Source organism: Holdemanella porci, from assembly GCF_019052655.1.
Lineage (GTDB): Bacteria > Bacillota_I > Bacilli_A > Erysipelotrichales > Erysipelotrichaceae > Holdemanella > Holdemanella hominis.
In genome coordinates this window covers 1-5068 of record NZ_JAHQVB010000099.1, presented here as the reverse complement: position 1 = coordinate 5068, position 5068 = coordinate 1, and the positions used below count along the sequence as shown (strand labels likewise).

The 5068-nt window shown below is 34.4% G+C and carries 4 protein-coding genes; all 4 read right to left on the bottom strand.

Going from position 1 to position 5068, the window contains the following annotated elements; translation table 11 throughout:
- Nucleotides 1–89: 89 nt before the first annotated feature.
- The 4 genes from KTQ83_RS11265 to KTQ83_RS11250 are packed head-to-tail and all read right to left on the bottom strand — an operon-like array spanning nt 90 to nt 4921.
- A complete protein-coding gene (locus KTQ83_RS11265; RefSeq protein WP_186999578.1) occupies nt 90–1334 on the bottom strand; it encodes an ABC transporter permease in 1245 nt (414 codons plus the stop codon).
- Entirely contained in the window at nt 1331–3085 is a 1755-nt protein-coding gene (locus KTQ83_RS11260) for a biotin/lipoyl-binding protein (protein WP_186999579.1), read from the bottom strand. The genes KTQ83_RS11265 and KTQ83_RS11260 overlap by 4 nt, the downstream gene beginning before the upstream one ends.
- Nucleotides 3082–3768 carry an ABC transporter ATP-binding protein gene (locus KTQ83_RS11255; protein ID WP_117926426.1) on the bottom strand — a complete coding sequence of 229 codons (687 nt, stop codon included), beginning with the start codon at nt 3766–3768 and terminating at the stop codon, nt 3082–3084. The genes KTQ83_RS11260 and KTQ83_RS11255 overlap by 4 nt, the downstream gene beginning before the upstream one ends.
- Nucleotides 3758–4921 (bottom strand): efflux RND transporter periplasmic adaptor subunit, encoded by a 1164-nt coding sequence (locus KTQ83_RS11250; protein ID WP_186999580.1) that lies wholly within the window; start codon nt 4919–4921, stop codon nt 3758–3760. The genes KTQ83_RS11255 and KTQ83_RS11250 overlap by 11 nt, the downstream gene beginning before the upstream one ends.
- Nucleotides 4922–5068 lie beyond the last annotated feature (147 nt).

Here is a 5068-nt window from a genome sequence, read left to right as displayed (position 1 = left end):
CAAAGATTATGTCATGTCTCAACTATATTTTGTACCACCTTCAAATTTGACGCTTACAAAAGTTGCAACGAATTTTCTCGTTACAACTTTTATTCATGTCTTAAAGCTTCAATTGGATCAAGATTTGCAGCTTTATAACTTGGTAACAATCCAAAAATAATACCGATTGCCATAGAGAATAATACAGATAGTATCATGGCAGGAATACTAATGGATACAGGTGTACCATTTAGAATAGATATTAATTTAGCTAAGCCAATACCTGTTATTACACCTGCAATACCTCCAATTGAAGTAAGTACTATCGCTTCAGTTAAGAATTGAAATAGGATGGCTTTTTTCTTAGCACCAATGGCTTTTTTAAGACCAATTTCTTTCGTTCTTTCTGTTACTGTTACTAACATGATGTTCATAACACCAATACCACCAACAAGTAAGGAAATACCGGCAATCCAGATTAACATGGCATTTGTGGATTTAGAAAGATTTTGAATATCTTTTGCCTGCTTCAATAAGTCTTGTGCTTTGTATTGAACATTTGAAGAAGAGACATATGTATTTAATACATCGGCTGCTTCTTTTCCAACACTAGTCATATTTGAAGTCGCATCCACCTTCAGTAAAGCACTTTGAGGTTCATCAAACTGATAGAATAATGGCCAAGACTCAATAGGAACATAGACTTTAGAACCAGTAGATTGATTGTATGTATAATATTCATCAATGCTATCCATAGAAGGTTCAAAATTTTCTTTATTGGCACAAACACCAACAATGGTGAATGGTGTTGAAGAAATTTCTATGGTTTTACCGATTGGATCATCTTCGCCAAATAGAAGTCTTGCGCTTGTTTCGTCTAAGACGGCAACTTGTCTAAATTTTTTGTTGTCTTTATCTGTAATGCCTCTTCCTTTTTTGATAGTTAACCCGCTAATAGAGAAATAATCTTGTTGGACACCCATGATGTATCCACCGTCTAAAGATGTATTATTGCGGAAGATGGCTTGATAACTTTGCCTAGAACGATACAGAGAAACACCTTCTACGTGATCAATGTTTTTTAAGGATTTAAGTGTGTCTTTTGAAACAGTTGGAACTCCATTAGGAATACCAGAATCAAAAGAGTATTCCCAATCTTCTTGATACAAAGCTAGTTTTACTGTGTTATTTCCGGAACCAATTAAATTCTTTTCAATCTGATCATTTGTCCCTTTAATTGTAGAAACAATCGCAATGATAGAGGCAATCCCAATAATGATTCCTAGCATTGTAAGAAATGATCGCATTTTATGCGTAAAAATACCTCGAAATGATAATCTTATGTTTTCAATCATGATGTAGCCTCCGAAGATTTTTGCGTCTTAACGCCTTCTTTTGCGTTTTTACTATACGCAAACGCAATATAATCTGTGTCTGAAAGTCCATCTTTGATTTCCATCGTATCGCCCCATACGATTTTTCCAACGGTCACATACTGCTTTTTCAATTTGCCATGAACATCTTTTAAAACATAGTATTTATTTCCTTCTTGTTTGACATAAGCCTTAGAAAGCCAAATCGAACTCGTAGTGTCACCAGCCGAATTGAATGTTAATTCTAAATATTCGCCAGCTTGTATTTTCGATGCATCTTTGGCATAAGCTTCAAAATCATAATAGCTCACATTTGGATTACCTGAACCATTATAGTTACTATTTGAAGAAGGTACAGTATCAATACTTTGGATTTTGGCATCAAACGTTTCTCCACTTGTCCAACAATAGGCAGAAATAGTATCTCCAACTTTAATTTGATTTAACATTAATTCACTAATGCTTCCTTTAATATAAGTTCCTTGTCCACCGGCTACTTCTAAGAAGGTATTTCCATCTTGTAAAGAATCCGATGTTTTTTTGATATTACGAACAATGCCACTTCGTTTTGCACGAATAACTCCATCATTTAATAAAGCTTTGTTTTCGCTTAAAGATAGCTGAGCTTTTTTTAAGCCTAAATCTAAAGTTTTCAGTTCCTGTTTCTTATCACGGATTGCTTTCGCAAGTTCAATTTCTGTATAACCCGATGAGAGATCTTGACTTGGCTTTTGTTCTACTTCCACATATTTCTGTTCTTCCTTTGTGTGTGAAATCACCGAATACATATCGCCTTCATTAATGGATTGTATAGTGGTAAACTTGTCGCAACGAACGAGCCATGAAGAATCAATATCTCCATCATTTGTATACACATCGAATCGTAAGTATTGGTTTAGATTCGCATTGTCTAAAAATAGCTTTCCATACACAAACCCTTGATTTTCGCTTAACTTAAATACATACGGATTCTGTTTAGTTCCAGCTAAAAAGATTTCTTTATTTGGGATTTGTTGTTTATCACTATAATATTCTACAACATCTTTAGAATCATACGCGTTTGTTGAACCATCTGTATATGTATATTCAATCCAATACCAACAGGTATTGTTAGATTCTTTCATTTCTCTTTCTTCTTTCCATAATGATGCCTTTTCATGAGGCCCTTTTTCAGGAGCTTCACTTGTTGTAGAAGTGTAATAGATTTTATAAGCCGTGAAATTCTTTTCAGCTTGTGATAAAGATAGAATATAAGGATATAAACCATTTCCATTTTTTTCAGGAACACCAGGCAATGGTGCAGGAGTATGATCTTGAATTTCTGGTTCTTCGACAACATCTGGAATAGGCGTTGTATTTAATAATTTCTTTAATTCATGCTCGGCAAGTGCAATCGCATTTTGAGCTTTTTCTACATCCAATTGACTTGTATCTACTGCACTTTGAAGTGTAGTTAGGTCATATGACAATAAAGGATCACCTGAATTGACCTGTTGACCTTCTTGTACAAATACTTGTGTAATTGTTTTAGAAGCATCATATAATACGGATTGCCTATCACTATTGGATACAAGACCAGTAGATGTGGATGGGTTATCCCAATACCCTGTATTTAATGTGGATACAGAGTTTACATCGATTTTGTTTGTTGAATTCAAATAAAACTTAATTCCAACTAAGGTAAATGCACATATAGAAGTAATAATAATTCCTTTTTTTATAGAAGGCTTCATAGCACACCTCCTTGTTTATTTTCAATGATTTCTCCATCAATGATATGAAGAATTTTTTTTGCATGACTTGCCACATTGGCATCATGCGTTATCATAATGATTGTTACACCTTCATCATTTAAGGATTTAAATAATTCCATAACTTGTTTTCCGCTTGCTTGATCAAGTGCTCCTGTAGGCTCATCGGCAAGTAGGATTTTTGGATTATTGATAATGGCGCGAGCAATCGCAACACGCTGTTTTTGTCCACCAGATAATTGGCTTGGCTTAAATGAAATACGATCTTGTAAACCTACTTTATTTAATACATCTATAGCTCTTTGATTTCTTTTCTCTTTATCAATACCTGCATAAATCAAAGGTAAAGCTACATTTTCTTGAGCGGTTTCCGAACTTAGAAGATTGAAGTTTTGGAATACAAAGCCAATCTTATTTAAACGAAGATCACTTAATGCATCATCATTCATTTCAGAAATATCTTCATCTTCAAATAGATACGTACCCAAACTTGCTCGATCTAAACATCCAATGATATTCATAAGTGTTGTTTTACCTGAGCCGCTAGGTCCCATAATCGCAATATAGTCACCTTGTACGACTTCAAGACTGACATCCTTTAATACAGGAACAATCATAGGTTCTTTACCGTAGTTCTTATAAATATTTTGTATATTAAGAAGCATTGGCATCACCATCCGTTTCCGTCTGATATTCTGTAGTTGTTTTCATTCCTTCTGAATAAGAATCATCAGCCCACGCGATATAGTCATCAACGTTGAGTCCTGATTTGATTTTTGTGGTATAGGTTTCTTCATCTGTTTTACCAAGTTCTACTTTTCTTTTCTTTAATTTACCACGTTCAGATACCCATACATATGAATTTCCATTGTCATCCGAAACAATAAAACTTGCATCTAGCCAGATACCTTTTTTCTTTGTAGATTGGCCATTATCCACTTCAATATATACGTGTTGTCCAAGCATTAAACCTTTGTTGTTGTCTAAAGAGACATAGAAAGGGTATTTGGATGCAGATTCCCCTGAATCCGCTCCATAAAAGTTATTGTTCGAATTCGATTGAGGCTCTGTTTCTACTTTTGTGACAGTCCCCTTATAGATTTGATCTTCATTTACACGACTTCTGACAATGACACTTGTCCCTTCAGAAATGGTGCCCATTTCACTAATAGAGCCTTTCACTCTAAAATCTGTAGTTTGCGTAATGGATACTAACGGTTTTTGGTTTCCACTCTCATCCGTTCCACCATCTTTATTTACTTCTTTAATAATTCCATCAATAGTAGAAAGGACAGTAGAATTTTCAATTTGTTTATTCAACTGATCGATTTCAGTTTGTGTAGCTTTGATTGTGTTTTGAGCTTGACGAATCGCATAACTCGCATCATTGATTCGTGCCTGAATCTCTACTTTATCTCCACCCTTATTTAGTTCGGCCTTATAATCTTCAATTGTATTATTTTGAGCGGCGATTTCATTGTTTTGGGCTTCAATATCTAATTTTTTTTGTGCAATCGAATTCGCTGCTTCTGTAGTGTCATAAGAAAATAATTTATCTCCTTTACTTACTTTTTGCCCTTCTTTTACATACATATCTGTAATGGATTTGTTTCCATCTTGATTAATATCAACTGTTTCTGAGGATTCTACAACACCTGAATAACGATTTTCCGTATAGGAAGATCCGATGATTGTTGAAACTTTTTGAACATAGATGTTTCCATTACTTGATTCCTTTGGAAACAAGTAATAAATGCCGATAACGACGATTAAAAGGCATGCTGAGATTAAAATTATAATTTTAGTCTTTTTTTTCATAAGCTCCTCTTTTGCAAATGGGTGGTAATCATTCGCTTATTTACTATGTTTAGAGCTCATTGCATCCCGATATCGCACTTTTTTTGGCGATAAAACTGCCATTTCAATAAATTTTAACACCTTATCATACTTGTCCTTTGGCTCATT